This window comes from Allobosea sp. GW821-FHT03A12, from assembly GCF_058986765.1.
In genome coordinates this window covers 1,137,355-1,156,104 of record NZ_JBYSVZ010000001.1, presented here as the reverse complement: position 1 = coordinate 1,156,104, position 18,750 = coordinate 1,137,355, and the positions used below count along the sequence as shown (strand labels likewise).

Sequence of the window (18,750 nt, the reverse complement as noted above, 5' to 3'; positions counted from 1 at the left end):
CGAATCTGCCGCACTTTCACTCCGGGATCGCAACTGCTAGACGGGGCGCGATCGCGCGTGCACGGCGCAAACAGGTTCACGAATTATGCTTCTTCGCGTTGGCACCCGCCGCAGCCCCCTTGCCATGACGCAAACCAACTTTGTAATTGGTTCAATTCAGGCATTGCATCCGCACATCGAATTCGAGATTTGCCCGATTTCCACGGTCGCCGATCGCGACCGGGTCTCCGAGTTCCACCAGTTCGGCATGATCGGCGTCTTCACGACCGAGCATGAGGAGCAACTGCTCCGAAAGGACGTCGATTTCGTCGTCCATTCGCTCAAGGACCTGCCGACCATTCTTCGCGACGGGCTGACGCTTGCCTCCGTGCCCAAGCGCGAGGACCCCCGCGATGTGCTGTGCGGCTCGGCGCTCGAAGACTTGCCGGAAGGCGCCCGGGTGGGCACCGGCTCGCTGCGCCGGCGCGCGCAGATCCTGAGCCTGCGCCCCGACGTCACCGTCGTGCCCATCCGCGGCAATATCGGCCCGCGCCTCGCCAAGATCGAAGGTGACGACGCGCTCGACGCCGTCATCTTGGCCCATGCCGGGCTGGAGCGGCTCGGTCTCGGCGACAGGTCGTCGGCATTTCTCGACCCCGTCGCATTCCCCTATGCCGTCGGCCAGGGGGCGCTGGGCATCGAGGCGCGCAGCGAGGACAGCGAGCTGGTCGAGATCCTGCGCTCGATCGAATGCCGCAAGACCAGGGCCGAGGTCGATGCCGAGCGCGAGATGATGCATGCGCTCGGGGCCGGCTGCAGCCTGCCCGTCGGCGCCGTCTGCAACTGGCAGGACGAGCGGCTGAGCCTGCAGGCCCAGATCACCTCGCTCGACGGCCATGAGCGGGTCGTCGCGACGCAGGACGAGCCGGGCGAGCAGGCGAAGGAGCTGGGGCTTGCCGTCGCCGAGACGCTGAAGATCCGCGGCGGCGAGAAGATCCTGCAGTCGAGCTACCGGGAATTCTGCAGCCACTTCAAGATGCTGCAGTCCTGAGACGGCTGCAGCATCTGCTGCGATCCAGGCCGCCTCACGCGGCCGTCGACTGCGCCATCGTCTCCATGGCGGCTGCGATCGCCGCCTCGGTCGCCTCGATATCGGCGAGGCTATGGGCGGATGACAGATAGCAGAGGCCGCGCGGCAGGGTCATCACCCCCTGCCTGAGCAGGGCGCCGGTGAAGACCAGCGTCTTGTCCTTGTCGACCTTCGCCGTGTCGCGCAGTGTCTCGACCGGCCCCTTGGCGGCGAAGATCTGCAGCGCCGCCCCAGCCTGGCGCGCCCGGACCGGAACGCCGCGACGCACGGCCTGATCGTTCAGGAAGCCGCACAGCCGCGCCGCGAACCCGTCCATGCGCGGATAGATTTCCCCGCGCTCGGCTTGCAGCACCTTGAGGCAGGCGATCGCGGCTGCCACCGAGAGCGGGTTGCCGTTGAAGGTGCCGCGATGCATCAGCCGCCCGCTCGAGAGGACCTCCATCGCCGCGCGGCTGCCCGAGACCGCGCTGATCGGCAGGCCGGCGCCGAGCGCCTTGCCGAGCACGCTGATATCGGGCGTCACGCCATAGCGTTCCTGCGCGCCGCCAAGGGCGAGGCGGAAGCCGGTGATCACCTCGTCGAAGATCAAGAGCGCACCGCACCGTTGTGTCGCCGTCCGCAGCCGCTCCAGGAAACCGGGGGGCGGCTCGAAGCAGCCACCATTGATCGCAGCCGGCTCGACGATGACGGCAGCGAAGCTTGAATCGAGCACCGCCTCTACCTGCTCGGCATCGCCCCAGTCCAGCAGCGTCACGCTCTGCGCCGCCTGCGGGTCCTGGCCGAGCGCCGAGGCGCCGTCCTGGCCGATCGCGTTGCCGACATGGATGCCGTCGGCCCAGCCATGATAATTGGCCCGAAACTTGATGATCTTGACGCGCCCCGTCGCGGCACGCGCGACCCGCAGGGCGAGCTGGATCGCCTCGGTGCCGGTGCTGACGAAGCTGGTCTGCTCGGCCGACGGCACGCAGGCCGCGATCAGCTCGGCCAGCTCCGCCTCGCCGCGATGAACGCTCGCGGTCCGCAGGCCGCGGCCGAGCTCGTCCTGGATGGCAGCGATCACTGACGGGGGCGTGTGGCCGAGGATCAGCGGGCCGTAGCCGAGGGCGTAGTCGATAAAGCGGTTACCGTCGACGTCGACGACATGAGCGCCGTCGCCACGCTCGACCGTGATCGCCACCGGATTCTGCGTCGCGCGCGGGGTCGATGAGACGCCATAGGCGAGATGGGACAGCGCGGTCTTGCGATGCGCATAGGAGCCGGCGAAGCGCTGGCGGTCTGCGGCGTCGAGGCTGTCACTCATCACTGTCTCACATAGGCATCGGTGGGCATCAAGACAGCCAAATAGGTATCAATGATATAAACATAATACAACATACTTCCGCGAGCAGCGGGCCTGATTGGTATTCCAGACCATACATGCTAGCGATTCCCCACGACGATTCCGGAAAGGCAATCCATGGCGAGACCGCAGACGGGTACGGCGGCTGAGCGGCCTTCGTCGGAACGGGATGTGATCCCGCTCTATCACCGCGTCTACGTCATGCTGCTCCAGAAGATCATGGACGGCTCTTATCCGCAGGGCTCCCCGATCCCGAGCGAGGACGACCTCGCCGAGACCTTCAGCGTGTCGCGGGTCACGATCCGCAAGGCGATGGAGAGGCTGGAGCGCGAGGGCCGTGTCCTGCGCCAGCGCGGCCGCGGCACCTTTCCGCTGACGCCGGCCAACGAGGCGGGCGAGCCCGCGAGCCAGCTGCTCAACAACCAAATCTCGCTTGCCCGCAAGACGAAGATCGCCCTGCTGGCCTATGACTTCGTCCGTCCCTCGCCTTTGCTCGCCCAGACCTTCGACATCGCCGACGGTACGGAGCTCTTGCGGATCGAGCGCGTCCGCGGCGACGAGCGCTCGCCTATCTCGCACACGCTCTGCTATCTCCCCGCCGACCTCGCCCCGCTGGTGCCGCGTACCGCGATCTCGTCGCTGCCGGTCTCGGCCACGCTCGCCGCTGCGGGCGTCAAGCTCGCCCGCTTCGAGGAGAAGATCACGGCCGTGCTCGCCGATTCCGATGTGGCACCGCATCTCGACGTCGCGATCGGCACGCCGCTGGTGGCGATGACCCGCCATGTCCGCGACGAGGACGGGCGCCTGATCGAATTGCTGCAGGCGCTCTACCGGCCCGACCGCTACGAATACCGCGTGCAGTACTCGATCGACGGCCAGAATCTCGGCACGCCCTGGAAGGCGATGATCACCGACAGCGGCGCCTCCTGAGAGCGCGCTGGTCTTACACAGAAGCACCGCGGTCATTCCGGGGCGACGCGAAGCGGCGAGCCCGGAACCCAGAACCGATGCCGGTCGTTATCCTGGCACTGCTATCGATGCATCTTTCCGGAGACGGCATCGGTGCTGGGTTCCGGGCTCAGGCCTGTCGGCCTGCCCCGGAAAGACGGCGTGCGTCCTTCTGACTGAAGAGGCTGTGTGCCGCTCAATCAGCGCCGGATGAACGGGTTCGGGATATCCGTCGCCGTCGAGATCCAGACGCTCTTGGTCTCCATGTACTCCCGAATGCCGGCGATACCGCCCTCGCGGCCGACACCGCTCATCTTGAAGCCGCCGAAAGGCGAGGTCGTGCTGGTCGAACGGTAATTGTTGACCCAGACCGTGCCGGCGCGGACCCGGTTCGCCATCGTCAGCGCCCGGCGCATCGACTGCGTCCAGATGCCGGCGGCGAGGCCGAACTGCGTGTCGTTGGCGATGCGGACTGCCTCGTCCTCGTCCTTGAAGCGGATCACCGACAGGACCGGGCCGAACACCTCCTCCTGGGCGATGCGCATGCCGTTCTTCACGTCGACGAAGATGGTCGGCTTGAAGAAGAGCCCTTTCGGATAGCCCGGCACGGAGGCCGGCTCGCCACCGGCGACGAGGCGTGCGCCCTCGGACTTGGCGATCTCGACATAGGACTTGATCTTCTCGAGTTGCGGCCTGGTCGAGATCGGCGCGACCTGCGTCGCCTGATCTGAGGGGTGGCCGAACCTGACATCGGCGATGAATGCCTTGAGCTGCTCGACGAAGGCATCGTGGATTGTGTCCTGTACCAGCAGGCGCGAGCCCGCTACGCAGGTCTGGCCCGAGGCCGCGAAGATGCCGGCGACGGCGCCCTTCACCGCCTGGTCGATTTCGGCATCGTCGAAGACGATGTTCGGCGACTTGCCGCCAAGCTCCAGCGTCACGCGCTTCATGTGGCGGGCGGCCTTCTCGTTGATCATCCGCCCCGCTTCAGGCCCGCCGGTGAAGGCGATGCGCTCGACCAGCGGGTGGCTGATCAGCGCGTCGCCGACCTCGGCGCCGAAGCCGGTGATGACGTTGACGACGCCCTTGGGAAAGCCGGCCGCCTCGACCAGCTTGACGAATTCGAGCAGCGAGGCCGAGGTGAACTCCGACGGCTTCAGCACGACGGTGCAGCCGGCCGCCAGCGCCGGGGCCAGCTTCAGGCTGGTCAGCGGCAGCGGCGAGTTCCAGGGCATGATGCAGGCGACGACGCCGATCGGCTCCGGCTTGGTGTAGTTGAACACGCCCGGCTTGTCGGTCGGGATCACCGTGCCTTCGATCTTATCGGCCAGCCCGCCATAGTAGTAATAATAGTTCGCCATATAGCGCATCTGCATCGAGAGCTCGGCGAAGAGCTTGCCGTTGTCGCGCATCTCGACCCGCGCCAGCCAGTCGGCGTTCTCGGTGATGAGGTCGCCGAGCTTGCGCATCAACGCGCCGCGGCCCGAGGCCGACAGCGCCGGCCACGGCCCTTGCGAGAAAGCGCGATGCGCCGCCGTGACGGCCCGCTCGACATCGGCGCTGTCGCCGCGCGCCACCCAGGCCCAGTCCTCGCCGGTCACCGGATCAGAGGTCTCCAGCCAGGCATTGCTCGCCGGATCGACGAAGGCGCCATCGATATACTGCTGATAGCGATAGCGCTGGTCCGCATCCTGCTTGGTCGGGCGGATCGCGGACGAGATCGGATCGAGCGAGAGCGTAGCTGCGGTCATCGGAGGTCCCTGGAGAGCACGGCGTCGGGTTGCCGTTGACAGATATGTATCATCATCATATCAAAAATACCAATACGCTTGTCACGCCGGTGGCAGACGGCTTGACGCAGCAGCCTGACTGCCGTCGATGGCCGTCGAAACCCGGGCTTGATATCCATAAGAACGAGGGGATGAGCATGAAGACGACGAGATTTGCCTGCGCGGGGCTGTTCGCGCTCGGACTGGCCGCAGCAGCGGCTCCCGCTTTGGCGCGCGACCTGATGGTCGTCGGCTTCGGCGGCGGCTTCCAGGACAATGCCCGCAAGCACCTGTTCCAGGGCTATGCCGCCGAGAAGGGCATCAAGGTCGCCGACGACGTCTACAACGGCGAGATGGCCAAGATCTATTCGATGGTGAAGTCGAACGACGTCACCTACGACGTGATCATGGTCGAGGCGCCCGAGCTCGCCCGCGGCTGCGACGACGGCGTCTTCGAGAAGCTCGACTGGACCGTCATCGACCAGAAGAAGTTCATCCCCGGGGGCACCACCGCCTGCGGCGCCGGCGCTGTCGGCTGGGGCGTCAGCCTGTTCTACGATCAGGCCCGTAACCCTACCGGCCCGGCCAACTATGCCGAGCTTTGGGACGTCCAGAAGTTCCCCGGCAAGCGCTCGCTGCGCTCCGGCGCCAAGATGACCCTGGAGATCGCCCTGCTCGCCGACGGGGTGCCGGCCGCCGATGTCTACAAGGTGCTGGCGACGCCGGACGGGCAGAAGCGCGCCTTCGCCAAGCTTGACCAGATCAAGCCGCATGTCGTCTGGTGGAAGTCGGGCACGCAGCCGCTGCAGCTCGTCGGCTCGGGCGAAGCCGCCTATGCCGTCGGTTATGTCGGGCGCACGATCCGCGCCAATGAGGGCGGCGCCAAGTACCCGGTGCAGTGGAACACGCTGCTGTTCTCGTTCGACTACTGGACGGTGGTGCGCAACTCGCCGAACAAGGCCGAGGGCATGAAGCTGATCAGCTACATGACCGACGAGAAGCCGCTGACCAATCTGGCGCAGGACTGGGCGGTGTCGCCGGCCAACACCGCCGTCGCCAACAACCCCGAGGTCATCAAGAAGAACCCCGGCATGGTCGCCAACCACGCCAAGGAAGGGCTCTTCATCAACACCGAGTTCTGGGTCGAGCACGGTGAGGATCTCGAGGCCCGCTTCAACGCCTGGCTGGCGAAGTAAGCCGGCGCGCGGGCACGGGGACTCGGCATGTCACGACGGAACCTGCTGGCGGCGGCGCTGATCGCGCCCCTCCTGCTCCTGGTCACGCTGAGCTTCCTCGTCCCGCTCGGGGCGACGCTCTATCGGGCGGTCGATGATTCCGAGTTCTCGACCACCCTGCCCCGCACCACCGCCTTGCTGCGCGCCTGGGACGGCAAGGACCTGCCGCCCGACGAAGCCTTCGCGGCCATCGTCGAGGAGCTGCGCGCCGCGCAACAGAACCAGGAGGCCGGGGCCGTCCTCAGCCGCCTGAACTTCGAGGAGACCGGCCTGCGCAGCCTGTTGCTGCAAGCTGCGCGCGCTTCTGCTCGGCTGGCTCCGCCAGTGAAAGACAGCCTGATCGCGCTCAATCCGCGCTGGGGCGAGCCTGAGCTCTGGCGCATGTTCAAGCGCGCCACCGGCCCCTGGACCTCGCTCTATCTGCTGCGCTCGCTCGACATGCGCCCGACCGACAAGGGCATCGTCCATGCCGGCTCGGAGGACGCGGTCTTCCTGCCGCTGTTCTGGCGCACCTTCGAGATCAGCCTGATCGTCACGGTGATCTGCGCGTTGCTGGCCTATCCCGTCGCCTACACCCTCTCGATCCTGCCGCAGGGCTGGGCCAATGCCGGGATGATGCTGGTGCTGATCCCGTTCTGGACCTCGATCCTGGTGCGGACAACGGCCTGGTTCATCATCCTGCAGCGGGAAGGGCCGATCAACGCGCTGCTGCTCGCCTTCGACATCGTCAACCAGCCGCTGACGATGATCTTCACGCGCTTTGCCGTCTATCTCGCCATGGTCCATGTGCTGCTGCCCTTCGCCATCCTGCCGCTCTATGGCGTGATGAAGGGGATCAAGCCGGACTATATGCGCGCCGCCGCCTCGCTCGGCGCGCCGGGCTGGCGCCGCTTCCTGCGCATCTATCTGCCACTGACCATGCCCGGCGTCGCCGCGGGATCGCTGATGGTGTTCATGCTCTCGGTCGGCTTCTACATCACGCCCGCTCTCGTCGGCGGCTCCGGCGACCAGATGGTCAGCTATTTCATCGCCTTCTTCACCAACACCTCGGTGAACTGGGGCATGGCCGCTGCGCTGGCGACGCTGCTGATGGCGATGACCGCGCTGCTCGTCATCGTCGCGCGGCTGATCGTGCCCGGCTTCCGCTCCGGCAATGTGAAGGTCTGAGCGATGGCAGGCACCGCTCCCTCCGCTCCTGCGCGCAAGCTCTCGGCCGGGCGCCTCGCGCTCGCGCTCGCCACGGCCCTGATCCTGCTCTTCCTGGTGGCGCCGATCGTCGTCGTCTTCCCGCTCTCGCTCTCCTCGGGTGAATTGCTGGTGCTGCCGACGCCGGGCTACTCGCTGCGCTGGTACGAGGACTTCTTCACCTCCAGCCGCTGGCTCAGCGCCACCTGGAACAGCTTCGTCGTCGGCATCGCCACCATGATCCTGGCGACGCTGCTCGGCACCCTCGCCGCCTTCGGCATCTTCCTCGGCCGCTTCCGCGGCAAGGCGCTGCTGCTCGCCATCCTGTCGCTGCCGATGGTGACGCCGGTCATCGTCACCGCGATCGCCATGTACTTCTCGCTGTCGCTCGTCGGTCTCGGCTCGACCCTGACCGGCCTGATCCTCGCCCATACCGTGTTGTCGGTGCCCTTCGTGCTGCTGACGGTGCTGGCCTCGCTGCAGACCTTCGACCAGAACCTGCTGCGCGCCGCCGCCAGCCTCGGTGCCAATCCGGCGATCGCCTTCCGCCGCGTCGTGCTGCCGCTGATCGCGCCGGGCGTGGCGACGGGCGCGCTCTTCGCCTTCGCCACCTCCTTCGACGAGCTGATCGTGGCGCTGTTCATCGCCAGCCCCGGCCAGTTCACCTTGCCGCGCCAGATGTATGCCGGCCTACGCGAGTTCCTGAGCCCGACTATCGCCGCCGCCGCCGTGCTGCTGATCCTGTTCTCGGTGCTGCTGCTGGCCCTGAACGAATTCATCCGGAAGCGCGCCCAGGCCCGCGGGGCCTCTCCCTCCGGACCGACCGCATGAGCCCGAGCATGAGCGACCCCATCATCGTCTTCGACAAGGTCACCAAGAGCTATGACGGCACGACGCAAGTCGTGAAGTCGCTCGACTTCGCGGTCGAGCGAGGCGAGTTCGTCACGCTGCTCGGCCCCTCCGGTTCGGGCAAGACCACGACGCTGATGATGCTGGCCGGCTTCGAGGATCCCTCCGGCGGCACCATCACCTTCGACGGCCGCCCACTCAACAACGTCCCGGCCCATCGGCGCGGCATCGGCGTGGTCTTCCAGAACTATGCGCTGTTCCCGCATATGAGCGTCGCCGCCAACCTCTCCTTTCCGATGGAGATGCAGAGCATCGGCCGCGCCGAGCGCGAGGAAAGGGTTCGCGGCGCGCTCGACATGGTCAAGCTCGGCCATCTCGCCGACCGGCGCCCGACCCAGCTCTCCGGCGGCCAACAGCAGCGCGTCGCGCTCGCGCGCGCGCTGGTCTTCCGGCCCAAGCTCGTGCTGATGGACGAGCCGCTCGGCGCGCTCGACAAGCAATTGCGCGAGCACATGCAGCTCGAGATCAAGCACATCCACGAGCAGCTCGGCGTCACCGTGGTCTACGTCACCCATGACCAGGGCGAGGCGCTGACCATGTCGAACCGCGTCGCCGTCTTCCATCATGGCCGCATCCAGCAACTGGCGCCGCCGACCGAGATCTACGAGAAGCCGGCCAATGCCTTCGTCGCCTCCTTCATCGGCGAGAACAACAAGCTCGACGGCACCATTGCCGCCCGCGACGGCGCCCAATGCCGCCTGCGCCTCTCCGATGGCAGCGAGGTCCACGCCATGGCGGGCACCGACCTGCCGGTCGGCGCACCCGCCGTGCTGGCGCTGCGGCCCGAGAAGGTCCTGATCGGCCCGGCCGCCGCCGGCGAGAACCGCTTCGACGCCGTGATCGAGGAACTCGTCTATTACGGCGACCATACCCGCCTGCGCCTGCGCCTCGGCGGCTCCGACAGCTTCACCGCCCGCCTGACCTTCCGCGACGGCCTGCCCGCTCTGCAGCGCGGCGAGCGCATCCCGGTCGGCTGGGCGACGGCGAACTGTCTCGTGCTCGGCCCCGAAGAGACCTGACGGCCGACTCTGGCCGCTCTTGCTAAAACATATTAAGTAGCATACTTAATACAAATAGATGCGCGGCGCTCGGCGCCGCTGCGGAGGATGTCCATGACCACCAGCCTGACAACGCAAGTGATCGTAGCCGGCGCCGGGCCGGTCGGCCTCGTCGCGGCCCTGATCCTTGCCAGAGCGGGCGTCGATGTCGTCGTGCTCGAAAAGCGCGCCGCCCTCACTGCCGCCTCGAAGGCCTCGACCTTCCATCCGGCGACGCTGGAGATCCTCGATGAGCTCGGCGTGCTCCAGCCGATGCTGGCCGAGGGCGAGATCGTCAAGCGCATCCAGTACCGCACGCCGGAAGGCCCCTTCGCCGAGTTCGTCCTCGCCGATCTTGCCGAGCGCACCCCCTTCCCCTTCCGGCTGCATCTGGAGCAAGCGCGCCTGACGCCGTTGCTGCTGGCGCAGATCGAGGCGCTCCCCAATGCGCGCGTGCTGTTCGGCACCGGCTTCGAAGCGATTGCGCAGGACGAGAATAGCGTCTCCGTCACCGCCGATCGCGACGGGCAGAAGCTGACCATCGCCGCGGACTATTTGCTCGGCACCGACGGCGCCCGCAGCGCCGTGCGCGAGGCACTCGGCATCCCCTTCGACGGCATGGTCTATCCGCACAAGGTCCTGCGCGTGATGACCTCGGACGACCTCGACACCGTGCTTCCGGGGATCGCGTCGATCACCTATCTGCACAACGGTCAAAAATCCCTGAGCTTCCTCAAGATGCCGGATTGCTGGCGCATCATCATCCGCGTGCCGGGCGACGTGCCGGACGAGACCGCGCTCCAGGACGGCTGGTTCGCCGACCGCATCCGCGAGGTCATGCCGAGCTGGATCACGCCGCCGACGGTGCTCGGTCGCGACGTCTACGGCGCCAGCCGCCGCGTCGCCTCGCACTACCATGTCGGCCGTGCCTTCCTTGCCGGCGACGGCGCTCATGTCACCAACACCCGCGGCGGCATGAACATGAATTGCGGCATCCACGATGCGAAAGCGCTGGCTGAGGCGATGATCCGCGCCTTGCGCGAGCACCGGCCGGAACTGGTCGTCGCAGCCGCCGCCGAGCGCAAGCGCGTCGCCGAAGAGATGCTGATCCCGCGCACCGACCGCAACGTCGCCGGCGGCGAGGACTGGCTGCAGAAGGTGCGCGACCTCGCCGCCTCGCGCAGCAGCGCCATCGACTATCTCGCCGCCGCCGCGATGCTCGACATGCTCGAGCGCCCTGCCCGCGCCGCCTGAGGGACACCATGGATCTTTCTCAACTCGCCACGCAGCCGGCGCTCGGTGTGCTCGTCCCGCCGGCCAATCCCACCGTCGAGCCGGAGATGAACCGGCTGATCTCCTCGGGCGCGCGGGTCTACGCCACACGTCTGCCGGTAATGCCGGACACGACGCTGGAGCAGCGCAACCGCGCCTATATCGCCTCCTACGAGCCGGCACTGAAGACCTTCGGCAGTCTGAAACTCACTGCAGCGACCGTCGCACTGACCGGGCCGAGCTACCGGCTCGGCGCCAGCGCCGACGACGCCCTGGCCGCATGTCTCTCTGAGGCGGCGGGCTCTCCGGTGGAGACCGCGAGCGGCGCAATCCGCCATGCGCTGAAGGCGATCGGCGCCAAGCGCATCTGCCTGTTCTCGCCCTACCCGGCCTGGCTGACCGAGGAAGCTGCCGGCTACTGGACCGGCGCCGGCTTCACCGTCGCGCAGGTGGTCAAGGTCTCCGAGACTTTCCGCGCCTATGAACTGACCACGGAAGAGGTCGAGGAGGCCCTGCGCCAGGTAGAGACCGCCGGCATCGACGCCATCGTCATGAGCGGCACCGGCATGATCACCCTGCCGGCCATGCTGGCCCGCCCCGAGGGTTCGGCCCCGCCGCTGCTCTCGTCCAATCTCTGCTGCGCCTGGTGGATGATGAAGCAGGCCGGCGTGAAGCCCGGTGCGCTGTTCAATCGCGCGTGCTCCAAACTGAGCGCGACGCTCGGCTAAGCGAGGCCCGGCTCAGCCGCCGGGCCGGTGGGCGACGCATTTGATCTCGACCAAGAGGCCGGGATGGGCAAGCTCGGAGACGCCGATCCGCGTCCAGGCATAGCCCTCGCGGGGAACGAGGCGGTTCTTGACCTCGCGGAACACGTCCATATGGCGCGTCATCCCGACATGGTAGGTGGTGACGTCGACCATGTCGGCGAAGCTGCAGCCGGCCGCCTCCAGCACGATCCGGACATTCTCCCAGGCGGCAGCGAACTGCTCCGCCGGATCGTCGATCACCTGGAGATCGGCCGTGCGGCCGACCTGGCCGACGACATAGACGATCTCGCCGACGCGCACGGCCGGCGCATAGCCGGCCCGCTCGACGATGGCACGCATCGATTCCGGGACGATGATCTCGCGATCGGCCATAAGGGTCCTCTCAGGCGTCATGCTCGGGCCTGTCCCGAGCATCTCATGCCGAATGGGGCTCTGGAGCACACTCGTCCAGAGATTCCCGGCTCTCCGCTGCGCTTCGGCCGAGAATGACGTCTGGCGAAAGCCTCAGCCCTGCACGCCAGTCGGCAGGTCGTCGCGGACGGAAAGGCCGCCGAGATAATCCTTCACCTCGGCGGACGGGATCACGTCGGCATATTTGCAGTTGAGGTCGAACAGGTTGATCGCATGGCTCGCCTGGAAGCGGTCGAAGGCCGTCTCCTCCGGGATCACCACCTTGAAATTATAGGAATAGGCGTCGACCGCCGTCGCCCGCAGGCAGCCCGAGGTGGTGCAGCCGGTCAGGATCAGCGTATCGACGTCGAAGAAGTTGAGATGGCTCATGAAGATGGTGCCGAAGAAGCAGGACGGCTTGCGCTTGCCGATGCGGATGTCCTGCGGTCGCGGCGCCAGCGGCGCGACGGTCTGCGTCGCATGCGTGCCCTCGGTCGAGGTCTTCTCGGTGCCGCGATGGTTCTTGCCGACCTGAACGCCGGAATCGATCATGTCCGGCCGGCGGGCGCTCTCGGTGTAGAAGACCGGGATGTTCTTCTCACGGGCCAGCTCCAGCAGCGGCACGATGTGCTCGACCGCAGCCCAGGCCTCGGGGCCGCAATGGGTGCGGTACTGCTTGAGGCCTTCCAGGATGTCCTCCGGCTTGTCGCCGCAGAAATTGTACTGGACGTCGATGATGAACAGGGCCGGACGCTTGCCGAAGCCGCCGCGCTTGCCATAGCCGGCCTGCGCATAGACCTGCTTGTCGCGCTCGGTCAGGAAATCGTCCCAGATTCGCTTGGTCATCGTCTTCAGCTTTCGGTCTCAGGAGCGGTGCAGATAGCGGCCGGCCGGCGTCGCGCGGGCCTGGGGATCGACGGTGCCATCGCTGGCGATGGTGCGGCCGCGCAGGATGGTGCGAACGGGCGCACCCTTGAAGCGCATGCCCTCATAGGGCGAGTAATCGGAGTGCGATTCCTGCGTCGCCGGATCGACCAGGACCTCCCTGTCGGGATCGACGACGACGAGGTCGGCATCCATGCCGACGGCGATGTGGCCCTTGTTCGGGATCGAATAGAGCCTGGCGACATTGGCGCTGGTGGCGGCGGCGATCTGCTCGATCGGCAGCCCGCGCTTGTGCACGCCCTCATGGATCAGGATCGGCAGCAGCGTGCCAAGACCGGGGAAGCCGGCGCTGGCCTTCCAGATGTCCGGCCCCTTGGTCTCGCGCTTGCGCGGCACATGGTCGGAGCCGATGGTCGAGATCGTGCCGTCGCGCACGCCCTCCCACAGTGCCTCGACATCTGCCTCAGACCGCAGCGGCGGATTGACCTTGCCGAGGAAGCCGATCGGCGACTGGCTGGTCAGTGCGAGGTAATGGCTGCAGGTCTCGACATGGATCGGCGCGCGGCCCGGCCGCTTCGCCCGGCGCACGATCTCCAGGCTCTCGGCGCTCGACATGTGGACGATATTGACCGGGCACTGCGCCTTCTCGCCGAAATAGATCACGCGGAAGACGTTCTCGGCCTCGAGGAAGCCCGGGCTCTGCTCGTCCCAGACCGGCAGGTCGTTGCGGCCGGCTTCCTTCAGCGGCTCGCGGAAGACCGGAATGACCTCGACATTCTCGCAATGCACGCCGACGACACCGCCCTTGATGCGCGCGCCCTGCAGCAGCGCCCGGTAGAGCAGGCCGTCATCGATCTCGGTGAAGCCCTTCGCTGCGCCCGAGGCGCCCTTGTACATCAGGTAGACCTTGATCGAGGTCACGCCGAAGCGCTCGGCGCATTCCGGCAGCGTCTCGATATGCAGCTTGCTGGTCACGCCGAAATGGAAGCCGAAATCGATCAGCGACTGGCTCTCGCCACGCTCCTTCCACGGCCCGGTCGACTGGCGCAAATCGTTGGAGCGGTGGAAGGTCATCATGCCGGTGACGCCGCCAATGGCAGCCGAGCGCGACTCCGTCTCGAAATCGGTCTCGTTCGAGCCGAAGCCGATATGGGTGTGCGGGTCGATCAGCCCGGGCATCACCCATTTGCCGCGGCAATCGACGACCTCTTTGGCGCTCGCCTGCTCGCCCGGTGCCAGCAGCGCCGCAATGCGCCCGTCCTTGACCGCGACCGAGCCGGTGCGGACCCCAACGCCCGGGAAGACGATCTCGCCTCCCGCCAGCAAGAGATCGAAACTCATGGATGCTCCGTCGTGACCAGGACCGGCGCGGCGCGCCGGGTGAAGAAGGCGAGGACCTCGGCCATGATGCCGCCGGCCCGCAGGCAGGCACGCTCGCTCTGGGTCGAGACATCGGCGGTGACCGAGAAGCGGATCGGCCCTTTGGCACCGGTGGCGATGACCGAGGCCGAGCCGGTGCCATCGATCGCGGCCGACAGCCCCTCGACGTCGAAGCTCTCGCTGCCATCGAGGCCGAGCTGGCGCCAACCCTGGCCGTCGGCGAAGCGCAGCGGCACCACGCCCATGCCGATCAGGTTGGAGCGGTGGATGCGCTCATAGCTCTCGGCGATGACGGCGCGCACACCGAGCAGGGCCGAGCCCTTCGCCGCCCAGTCGCGGCTGGAGCCCATGCCGTAATCCTTGCCGCCGAGCACGATCAGCGGCACGCCACGCTCTGCATAGGCGCTTGCCGCCTCGTGGACGGAGACCACCTCGCCCTCCGGCTGGAACTTGGTCCAGCCACCCTCGCGGCCGGGCACCATCTGGTTCTTGATGCGCAGATTGGCGAAGGTCGCGCGCGCCATCACCTCGTGATTGCAGCGCCGGCCGACATAGGTGTTGAACGCCTTCGGCTCGATGCCGAGCCCGATCAGATAGCGTCCGGCCGGGCTGTCGACCGGGATCTCGCCGCTCGGCGAGATGTGGTCGGTGGTCAGCGAGTCGCCATAGGCGCCGAGGACGCGCGCCCCGTGCAGGGCCTCCGGCACACCTTCGCGCGCCCGCTCGCGGGCGAGATCGAGGAAGGGCGGCTCGACCAGATAGCTCGATTGCGGGTTCCAGCCGAAGCGCAGCCCGGTCGGCGCGAAAAGCTCGTTCCAGAGCAGGTCGGAGGGTGTATCGCCATAGACCTCGCGGAACAGGCGTGCATCGCCGGCACGGGCGGCAAGCGTGGCGATCTCTTCCTCACCCGGCCAGAGATCGGCGAGGCGGACCGGCCTCTGCGCATCCGCCCCGTTGAGCGGCTCGCTTTCGAGATCGATGTCGATCCGCCCGGCCAGCGCGAAGGCGACGACCAGCGGCGGCGACATGATGTAGTTGGCCCGCACCTGGCGATGGATGCGGCCCTCGAAATTGCGATTACCCGAGAGCGCGGCGGCGGCGACCAGCCCACCAGCATCGATCGCCTGCGCCATCACCGGCAGCAGCGGGCCCGACTTGCCACCGCAGGTGGTGCAGCCATAGCCGACGACGCCGAAGCCGAGCTGCTCCAGCGGCGCCAGCAGGCCGAGCTCGTCGAGATAGCGCGTCACCACGCGCGAGCCCGGCGCCAGCGAGGTCTTGACCCAGTCTGGGACCGTGAGCCCGGCCGCGACCGCATTGCGCGCCAGCAGCCCCGCGGCGATCATCACGGCGGGGTTCGAGGTGTTGGTGCAGGCGGTGATGGCTGCGATCGCCAGCGCGCCGTGCCGGAGCTCGGCTGAACCTGCTGGCGTCGAGACCGGAACGGCCGCGGCGGGATCGGCGGCGAAACCGCCCTCCGCCAGCGGCTGCGGTAGCCGGCTCGTGAAATCCGTCGCGACGGCGGCAAGGTCGAGCCGATCCTGCGGGCGGCGCGGCCCGGCGACGCTGCGGCCGACCTTGGCGAGATCTATTTCGATGACACGGGAATAGTCCGGATCGGGCAGGCCGGGCTCGCGGAACATGGTATTGGCCCGCGCATAGGCTTCGACGAAGGCGGCCTGCTCCGGCGAGCGCGTGCGGGCGAGATAGGCGATGGTCTGCGCGTCGATCGGGAAGAAGCCGGCGGTCGCGCCGTATTCCGGCGCCATATTGGCGAGCGTCGCCCGGGACGGCACCGACAAAGTCGCCGCGCCCGGTCCGAAATATTCGATCACCGTCGCAACGACGCGTTCGCGCCGCAGCCGCTCGGTGACGGTGAGGACGAGATCGGTCGTGGTCGCGCCAGCAGGCAGCGCCCCGATCAGCTTGACGCCGACGAATTCAGGCACCGGAAAGACATAGGGCTGGCCTAGCATCGCCGCCTGCGCCTCGATGCCGCCGACGCCCCAACCGAGCACGCCGATGCCGTTGATCATCGGCGTGTGGGAATCGCCCCCGATGACGAAGTCCGGGCAGGCGATCTCGCCGAGCGGCGTCGCGACGCGCGTGACGACGTAGGCGATGTGCTCCAGATTGACCTGATGGATGATGCCGGTGCCGGGCGGATAGACGCGGACGGAGCGAAAAGCCTGCTGCGCCCATTTCAGGAAGCTGTAGCGCTCGCCATTGCGCTCGAACTCGCGCGCCATGTTGCGCGCCATCGCATCGGGCGTGGCGGAGACGTCGACCTGCAGGGAGTGGTCGACGATGACGTCGACGGGAATGCGCGGCTCGACGCTGGCCGGATCGCAGCCGGCCTCGGCGACGGCATCGCGCAACGAAGCCAGATCGAGCAGCACCGGTAGGCCGCTCGAATCCGGCAGGATGACGCGGCCGACGGTCAGCGGCACGCCGACGCCCTGGTTGTCGCGCCAATGCAGCATCGCCGCGACCGCGTCCGAGCCGATATTGGGATCGCAGAGTCGGCCGCGTTCGAGATTCTCGACGAAGACGCGGCAGGCATAGGGCAGCGTGGCGAGAGCAACGCCGGCACGCTCCGCCGCGCTGGCGACCGAGACATAAGTCCCGGCCCCGGCATCGATCTTCAGGCTACCATCAGGCGTCATGACGCCGGCCATTCCGCGGCTCGCATCGTTCAACACCCCGGGAAAATGCGAGTGGGGTCGATTAATGTCAACACTTTCAGAAAAGTATTTTTCTACAGACATTTTGCTTCCCGGCCAGCCGATAGCCAAATCAGTATAGCTATAAGCGCACCGTGGGCCTCACGAGGCTCTATCTGCCGGCACTCGGTGTGCACCCCTCAAAACTGTTGACACATTTTCAGCCCGCCCCTAACGTCGGGGCATGGACCTGCAGGAAGCGGAAACCGGCGAACGGCGCCCCGAGACGCTCGGCGAAGAGATCTTCGGCCGCATCCTCGACTTGATCTACAGCACCGAACTCGCCCCCGGTATGGTCGTCAACGAATCCGTACTGGCGACGCGCTTCGGCGTCAGCCGCGGCCCTGTCCGCGAAGCCATCCGGCGCCTCCAGGGCATCCAGCTCGTCTCGCGCGAGCCGTTCCTGCGCGCCCGCGTCGTCTCGCTGTCCGCCCAGGCGATCCTCGAGCTCTTCCAGATGCGCGAGGCGCTCGAAGGCTATGCCTGCCGGCTCGCCGCGCAGCGGATGAGCGAGGCCGAGATCGACGTGCTGATCGCCGATCTCGAAGCCGCCCATTCCGGGCAGCAGCCTCCGGAAACAGCACGCTTCGATTTCCACGAGCGAGTCGTCCGCGCCAGCGGCAACAACCGCATTATCGACAGCCTCTGCGGCGACCTCTACCACCTGCTGCGCATCTATCGCCGCATCTCCGGCGCCGTGCCGGAGCGCAAGGAACTCGCCTTCACCGAGCACTGGCAGATCCTGCGCGCCATCAAGATGCGCGACGGCGCCCTCGCCGAATCCCTGATGCGCTCGCATGTCGAGCGCGCCGGCCGCCATGTGCTGGCCCAGGTTCCTGAAACCCCGTCCATTGCTGCCGCCGAGGCGGAGAAACGAGCATCATGATCGCCAGACGCGAGATTTCGGCTCCGGCCGCCTTCCGGGCCCTGCTCAACTCCGGCGAGTTCCTGGTCTCGCCCGGCGTCTATGACGGCTACAGCGCCCGCCTGGTCGAGGCCGCCGGCTTCAAGAGCGCCTGCACCAGCGGCGCCGCCATCGCCAACTCGATCCTCGGCGTCGAGGATCTCGGCATGATGGGGCTGAACGAGAACGTCAATCACTGCCGCCAGCTCGCCCGCTCGATCGCGATCCCGCTGACCTGCGACGCCGACAACGGCTACGGCAACCCGATGAACGTGCACTACACCGTGCAGATGTTCGAGGAGGCGGGTGTCGCCGGCGTCAACCTGGAAGACCAGGTCAGCCCGAAGCGCTGCGGCCACATGCCGGGCAAGGAAGTCGTCTCCAAGGAGGAGATGGTCAAGAAGATCGAGGCCGCCTGCCTCGCCCGCCGCGACGACGACTTCGTCATCATCGCCCGCACCGACGCCCTCGCCGTCGAGGGCATCGACGCGACGCTGGAGCGCATCCGCGCCTATGTCGCCGCCGGCGCCGACGCGATCTTCCCCGACGCCGTCAAGACCGAGGACCAGATCGCCCGCGTCGTCGAGGCGGCCGGCGGCAAGCCGGTCTCGATCAATATGGGCTTCGGCATCCGCCCGCGCCCGACCACGCCGCTGATCCCGCTGCCGCGCCTGAAGGAACTCGGCGTGCGCCGCATCAGCTTGCCGCGCATGCTGCCGGCGGCCGCGATCAAGGCGATGCAGGAGGCGCTCTCGGTGATGCGCGGCGTGATGGAGACCGGCATTCCGGCCGATCGCTCCGACCTCCTGGTCGGCATCGACGAGATCTGGAACCTGATGGGCTTCCCGGCCATGCAGGCGCTGGAGAAGCAGCTCCTCACCACCGACCATTACGAGACCAAGTACAAGGCGACGGCGAAGGCCCACTGAGGCGGAGCG

At 67.1% G+C, this 18,750-nt stretch carries 16 protein-coding genes; 10 read left to right on the top strand and 6 right to left on the bottom strand.

Features of this window, described 5'->3' with window-relative positions; genetic code table 11:
- The first annotated feature begins 85 nt into the window (after positions 1 to 85).
- Positions 86 to 1,030: a hydroxymethylbilane synthase gene (hemC, locus tag AC3WLC_RS05415; protein ID WP_493682900.1), complete on the top strand. Its 945-nt coding sequence runs from the start codon at positions 86 to 88 to the stop codon at positions 1,028 to 1,030.
- A 34-nt stretch (positions 1,031 to 1,064) separates the two neighbouring features.
- On the opposite strand, the gene AC3WLC_RS05410 is transcribed toward hemC, so the two are convergent.
- Entirely contained in the window at positions 1,065 to 2,369 is a 1,305-nt protein-coding gene (locus AC3WLC_RS05410; protein ID WP_493682899.1) for an aspartate aminotransferase family protein, read from the bottom strand.
- Positions 2,370 to 2,525: 156 nt separating this feature from the next.
- On the opposite strand from AC3WLC_RS05410, the gene AC3WLC_RS05405 reads away from it, so the two are divergent.
- Complete coding sequence (locus AC3WLC_RS05405; protein WP_493682898.1) at positions 2,526 to 3,338, top strand: GntR family transcriptional regulator; 813 nt, start codon at positions 2,526 to 2,528, stop codon at positions 3,336 to 3,338.
- Positions 3,339 to 3,556: 218 nt separating this feature from the next.
- Here the strand turns inward: AC3WLC_RS05405 and AC3WLC_RS05400 are convergent, their stop codons facing one another.
- Positions 3,557 to 5,107, bottom strand: a complete 1,551-nt coding sequence (locus AC3WLC_RS05400; protein ID WP_493682897.1) for an aldehyde dehydrogenase — start codon at positions 5,105 to 5,107, stop codon at positions 3,557 to 3,559.
- Positions 5,108 to 5,283: 176 nt separating this feature from the next.
- Between AC3WLC_RS05400 and AC3WLC_RS05395 the strand changes: the two genes are divergently transcribed.
- The 6 genes from AC3WLC_RS05395 to AC3WLC_RS05370 all read left to right on the top strand — a co-directional run bounded on the left by AC3WLC_RS05395 (position 5,284) and on the right by AC3WLC_RS05370 (position 11,491).
- Positions 5,284 to 6,321: an ABC transporter substrate-binding protein gene (locus AC3WLC_RS05395; RefSeq protein ID WP_493682896.1), complete on the top strand. Its 1,038-nt coding sequence runs from the start codon at positions 5,284 to 5,286 to the stop codon at positions 6,319 to 6,321.
- A gap of 27 nt (positions 6,322 to 6,348) precedes the next feature.
- The gene (locus AC3WLC_RS05390) at positions 6,349 to 7,527 is read left to right on the top strand and encodes an ABC transporter permease (RefSeq protein ID WP_493682895.1); all 1,179 of its coding nucleotides are present in this window, start codon (positions 6,349 to 6,351) and stop codon (positions 7,525 to 7,527) included.
- A 3-nt stretch (positions 7,528 to 7,530) separates the two neighbouring features.
- Positions 7,531 to 8,376, top strand: coding sequence for an ABC transporter permease (locus AC3WLC_RS05385; protein ID WP_493682894.1), 846 nt, complete (start codon positions 7,531 to 7,533; stop codon positions 8,374 to 8,376).
- A gap of 8 nt (positions 8,377 to 8,384) precedes the next feature.
- Positions 8,385 to 9,473: an ABC transporter ATP-binding protein gene (locus AC3WLC_RS05380; RefSeq protein ID WP_493682893.1), complete on the top strand. Its 1,089-nt coding sequence runs from the start codon at positions 8,385 to 8,387 to the stop codon at positions 9,471 to 9,473.
- Between the two features lie 93 nt (positions 9,474 to 9,566).
- Positions 9,567 to 10,745, top strand: coding sequence for an FAD-dependent oxidoreductase (locus AC3WLC_RS05375; RefSeq protein WP_493682892.1), 1,179 nt, complete (start codon positions 9,567 to 9,569; stop codon positions 10,743 to 10,745).
- Positions 10,746 to 10,753: 8 nt separating this feature from the next.
- Complete coding sequence (locus AC3WLC_RS05370) at positions 10,754 to 11,491, top strand: maleate cis-trans isomerase family protein (protein ID WP_493682891.1); 738 nt, start codon at positions 10,754 to 10,756, stop codon at positions 11,489 to 11,491.
- Between the two features lie 12 nt (positions 11,492 to 11,503).
- On the opposite strand, the gene AC3WLC_RS05365 is transcribed toward AC3WLC_RS05370, so the two are convergent.
- The 4 genes from AC3WLC_RS05365 to acnA all read right to left on the bottom strand — a co-directional run bounded on the left by AC3WLC_RS05365 (position 11,504) and on the right by acnA (position 16,851).
- Positions 11,504 to 11,923 (bottom strand): RidA family protein, encoded by a 420-nt coding sequence (locus AC3WLC_RS05365; RefSeq protein WP_493682890.1) that lies wholly within the window; start codon positions 11,921 to 11,923, stop codon positions 11,504 to 11,506.
- 111 nt (positions 11,924 to 12,034) lie between these two features.
- Positions 12,035 to 12,766 carry an isochorismatase family protein gene (locus tag AC3WLC_RS05360; protein ID WP_493682889.1) on the bottom strand — a complete coding sequence of 244 codons (732 nt, stop codon included), beginning with the start codon at positions 12,764 to 12,766 and terminating at the stop codon, positions 12,035 to 12,037.
- An 18-nt stretch (positions 12,767 to 12,784) separates the two neighbouring features.
- The gene (locus tag AC3WLC_RS05355; protein ID WP_493682888.1) at positions 12,785 to 14,146 is read right to left on the bottom strand and encodes a dihydroorotase; all 1,362 of its coding nucleotides are present in this window, start codon (positions 14,144 to 14,146) and stop codon (positions 12,785 to 12,787) included.
- A complete protein-coding gene (acnA, locus tag AC3WLC_RS05350; protein ID WP_493682887.1) occupies positions 14,143 to 16,851 on the bottom strand; it encodes an aconitate hydratase AcnA in 2,709 nt (902 codons plus the stop codon). The genes AC3WLC_RS05355 and acnA overlap by 4 nt, the downstream gene beginning before the upstream one ends.
- 241 nt (positions 16,852 to 17,092) lie before the next feature.
- Here acnA and AC3WLC_RS05345 point away from each other — a divergent pair, with 241 nt between their 5' ends.
- Together AC3WLC_RS05345 and AC3WLC_RS05340 are read left to right on the top strand one after the other, a co-directional pair.
- Entirely contained in the window at positions 17,093 to 17,794 is a 702-nt protein-coding gene (locus AC3WLC_RS05345) for a GntR family transcriptional regulator (protein WP_493682886.1), read from the top strand.
- Positions 17,791 to 18,741 carry an isocitrate lyase/PEP mutase family protein gene (locus AC3WLC_RS05340; RefSeq protein ID WP_493682885.1) on the top strand — a complete coding sequence of 317 codons (951 nt, stop codon included), beginning with the start codon at positions 17,791 to 17,793 and terminating at the stop codon, positions 18,739 to 18,741. The genes AC3WLC_RS05345 and AC3WLC_RS05340 overlap by 4 nt, the downstream gene beginning before the upstream one ends.
- Positions 18,742 to 18,750: the final 9 nt, after the last annotated feature.